The 3,872-nt window shown below is 52.0% G+C and carries 2 protein-coding genes and 1 rRNA gene; 2 read left to right on the top strand and 1 reads right to left on the bottom strand.

The window, feature by feature from the left end; translation table 11 throughout:
• Positions 1–211, bottom strand: a 16S ribosomal RNA gene (locus tag UC14_RS24920); the annotation flags it as partial.
• Between the two features lie 678 nt (positions 212–889).
• On the opposite strand from UC14_RS24920, the gene purH reads away from it, so the two are divergent.
• A complete protein-coding gene (gene purH / locus UC14_RS24910; RefSeq protein WP_013577393.1) occupies positions 890–2,479 on the top strand; it encodes a bifunctional phosphoribosylaminoimidazolecarboxamide formyltransferase/IMP cyclohydrolase in 1,590 nt (529 codons plus the stop codon).
• 45 nt (positions 2,480–2,524) lie between these two features.
• A complete protein-coding gene (gene purD, locus UC14_RS24905) occupies positions 2,525–3,814 on the top strand; it encodes a phosphoribosylamine--glycine ligase (protein ID WP_013577394.1) in 1,290 nt (429 codons plus the stop codon).
• The last annotated feature ends 58 nt before the right edge of the window (positions 3,815–3,872 follow it).

The following is a 3,872-nucleotide window of genomic DNA, read 5'->3' as shown; positions in this document are numbered from 1 at the left end:
CGAAGATCCCCCACTTTGCTCTTTCGAGGTCATGCGGTATTAGCTACCGTTTCCAGTAGTTATCCCCCTCCATCAGGCAGTTTCCCAGACATTACTCACCCGTCCGCCGCTCGCCGGCAAAGTAGCAAGCTACTTTCCGCTGCCGCTCGACTTGCATGTGTTAGGCCTGCCGCCAGCGTTCAATCTGAGCCATGATCAAACTCTTCAATTAAAAGTTCGATTTGCTTCAACAAGTGAAGCGGTGCTCAGAGATTACTTCGTAATAATTCAACTAAATGAATTACTGCTTGGTCACTCTAAGACTTGATATTTTTTGCCACCGAGGTGGCTGATATCGTCTTGTGAGTGCCCACACAGATTGTCTGATAAATTGTTAAAGAGCAGTGAGTTACGCGCTTTCGCTTGCTAACTCGAGGTGGCGTATATTACGCTTTCCTCATTCAGTGTCAACCGTTTATTTTATCCGGTTGCCGCTGTTTTTAATCTTTCCGACCCGGTCACTTCGTGATGTTGTTCACGTTGTTCCCTGTCGATGGAGCGGCATTATAGGGAGTTCTCAGCAGGCCGCAAGGGCTAATTTTAAGAAAAAACACCGTTTGCTGCATTACACAGCAAACCCACTGCTTATACCGTGTTTTGCACAGATTTATCCACAGAGGCGCAGGAATCTCAAATTTTGCGAGCGTCGCGCAATCGTTTTCGCTACAATTTCGCGCGTCAGTTTTCACTGCCCTTTAGGGGTAATAAATGAAAAGTCAGTCGCCGAAGGGAAGTTATCCAAGCTCAATCCCGCGTTTTCTGCAAATTGCTCTATATAAAGAGAAGAAAAACGTCATTGAATTCAGATAACGCTCTTTACTGCGACTCCAAAGCCAAGGATATAACCACCATGCAACAATCTCGTCCAATCCGCCGTGCCCTGCTCAGTGTTTCTGACAAAGCCGGTATCGTAGAATTCGCCCAGGCTCTGTCTTCGCGTGGCGTTGAATTACTTTCCACTGGCGGCACCGCCAGCCTGTTGGCGAAAGCCGGCCTGCCAGTCACTGAAGTCTCTGACTACACCGGCTTCCCGGAAATGATGGATGGACGCGTCAAAACCCTGCACCCGAAAGTTCACGGTGGCATCCTCGGTCGTCGCGGGAAAGATGATGAAATCATGGCACAACATTCCATTGCGCCAATCGACATGGTGGTCGTTAACCTTTATCCGTTCGCACAAACCGTCGCACGTCCAGATTGTTCACTGGAAGATGCGGTAGAAAACATTGATATCGGCGGCCCTACCATGGTTCGCTCGGCAGCGAAGAACCATAAAGATGTGGCGATCGTAGTAAAGAGCAGCGATTACGCTTCTATTATTGAAGAGATGGATGCCAACAACAGCTCGCTGACGCTGGCGACTCGTTTCAACCTGGCGATTAAAGCCTTTGAACACACCGCCTCTTACGACGGCATGATTGCTAACTACTTTGGCACGATGGTTCCGGCTTACCACGGTGATACTGAATCGGCTTCCGGCCAGTTCCCGCGCACACTGAATCTCAGCTATATAAAGAAACAAGATATGCGTTATGGCGAGAACAGCCATCAGAACGCTGCCTTCTATATAGAAGAGAACGTCAGCGAAGCTTCGGTTGCCACTTCTACCCAGCTGCAGGGCAAAGCACTTTCCTATAACAACATTGCGGATACCGATGCGGCTCTGGAATGTGTGAAAGAGTTTGCTGAACCGGCCTGCGTCATTGTCAAACACGCCAACCCTTGCGGCGTTGCTATCGGCGACAGCATACTGGCAGCTTATGAACGCGCCTATCAGACTGACCCGACCTCAGCTTTCGGCGGCATTATCGCCTTCAACCGTGAACTGGATGCTGAAACGGCAAAAGCGATCATCAGCCGTCAGTTTGTGGAAGTGATCATCGCACCATCGGTAAGTGCCGAGGCACTGACACTCACCGCCGCGAAACAAAACGTTCGTGTACTGACCTGCGGACAATGGGAAGGTCGCCAGAAAGCGCTCGACTTCAAACGTGTTAACGGCGGCCTGCTGGTTCAGGATCGCGATTTGGGTATGGTTGATACCGCTGATCTGCGTGTGGTATCCGAGCGCCAGCCGACAGAGCAGGAACTGACAGATGCCCTGTTCTGCTGGAAAGTCGCAAAATTCGTCAAATCCAACGCCATTGTGTATGCACGAGACAAAATGACCATCGGTATCGGCGCAGGCCAGATGAGCCGCGTTTACTCCGCTAAAATTGCCGGTATTAAAGCCGCTGACGAAGGCCTGGAAGTAGCCGGTTCCGTAATGGCTTCTGATGCCTTCTTCCCGTTCCGCGACGGTATCGACGCTGCGGCAGCGGTAGGTATTACCTGTGTTATCCAGCCAGGCGGTTCTATCCGTGACGATGAAGTGATCGCCGCGGCAAACGAACACGGCATTGCTATGCTGTTCACCGACATGCGCCACTTCCGTCATTAATTTTCTTTTAGCGGGTGCGTTGCGCCCGCTCACCGGAGTCTTCGAATGAATATTTTAATTATCGGTAACGGCGGGCGTGAACATGCACTGGCATGGAAGGCATCGCAGTCACCTTTGGCTGATAAAGTCTTTGTTGCGCCTGGCAATGCAGGTACCGCGCTGGAGCCGTTGCTGGAAAACGTGGACATCGCCGCCACTGACATCGCCGGTTTGCTGGCTTTCGCTAAAAGTCATGACATCGGCCTGACCATTGTTGGCCCTGAAGCGCCACTGGTAATTGGCGTAGTTGATGCTTTCCGCGCAGCCGGTCTGAAAATCTTTGGCCCGACGCAGGAAGCCGCGCAACTGGAAGGTTCTAAAGCCTTCACTAAGGATTTTCTGGCTCGTCATAACATCCCAAGTGCCGATTATCAGAACTTCACCGAAATCGAACCCGCCCTGACTTATCTGCGTAGCAAGGGGGCACCGATTGTCATCAAAGCCGATGGTCTGGCAGCAGGTAAAGGCGTCATTGTTGCGATGACGTTGAAAGAAGCGGAAGACGCCGTTCACGACATGCTGGCGGGAAATGCTTTCGGTGATGCAGGTCATCGCATTGTTATCGAGGAATTCCTCGATGGCGAAGAAGCCAGTTTCATCGTCATGGTCGACGGCAGCAATGTGTTACCGATGGCGACCAGTCAGGATCACAAACGCGTGGGTGACGGCGACAGCGGTCCGAACACGGGCGGCATGGGAGCCTATTCTCCGGCGCCGGTCGTAACCGATGAAATCCATCAACGCGTGATGGATCAGGTCATCTGGCCGACTGTTCGCGGTATGGCGGCGGAAAATAACACTTATACCGGTTTCCTGTATGCCGGTCTGATGATTTCAGCCGACGGCCAGCCGAAAGTGATCGAGTTCAACTGCCGTTTCGGCGATCCGGAAACTCAGCCGATCATGTTACGTCTGCGTTCTGATCTTGTGGATTTATGCCTGGCCGGTGCTGAAGGTCGTCTGGGTGATAAAACATCTGAGTGGGATCCGCGACCGTCTCTGGGTGTCGTGCTCGCAGCCGGTGGCTACCCTGCTGATTATAAAACCGGAGACGTTATTCATGGCCTGCCGCTGGAAGAAGTGCCGGATGGTAAAGTCTTCCACGCCGGGACCCGTTTGCAGGATGAACGTGTGGTCACTAATGGCGGTCGCGTGTTATGTGTGACGGCATTGGGTAAAACGGTGGAAGCAGCCCAGGCACGCGCTTATGATTTAGCGAAAGACATTCATTGGGAAGGTAGTTTCTGCCGCAAAGACATCGGTTATCGCGCCATCGACCGCGAACGTAATCAGTAATTACATCTCACCCGACGATCAAAAAAGGCACGCTTCGGCGTAATGCCGGTCACTTAAG

Source organism: Rahnella sp. NRRL B-41462, assembly GCF_003263525.1.
GTDB lineage: Bacteria > Pseudomonadota > Gammaproteobacteria > Enterobacterales > Enterobacteriaceae > Rahnella > Rahnella aceris.
The sequence above is the reverse complement of the archived record's forward strand: the minus strand, read 5'-3'. Positions and strand labels throughout refer to the sequence as shown.

Coding starts and splice junctions, on each gene's coding strand:
- purH (WP_013577393.1), top strand. CDS start 890: ATGCAACAATCTCGTCCAATCCGCCGTGCCCTGCTCAGTGTTTCTGAC.
- purD (WP_013577394.1), top strand. CDS start 2,525: ATGAATATTTTAATTATCGGTAACGGCGGGCGTGAACATGCACTGGCA.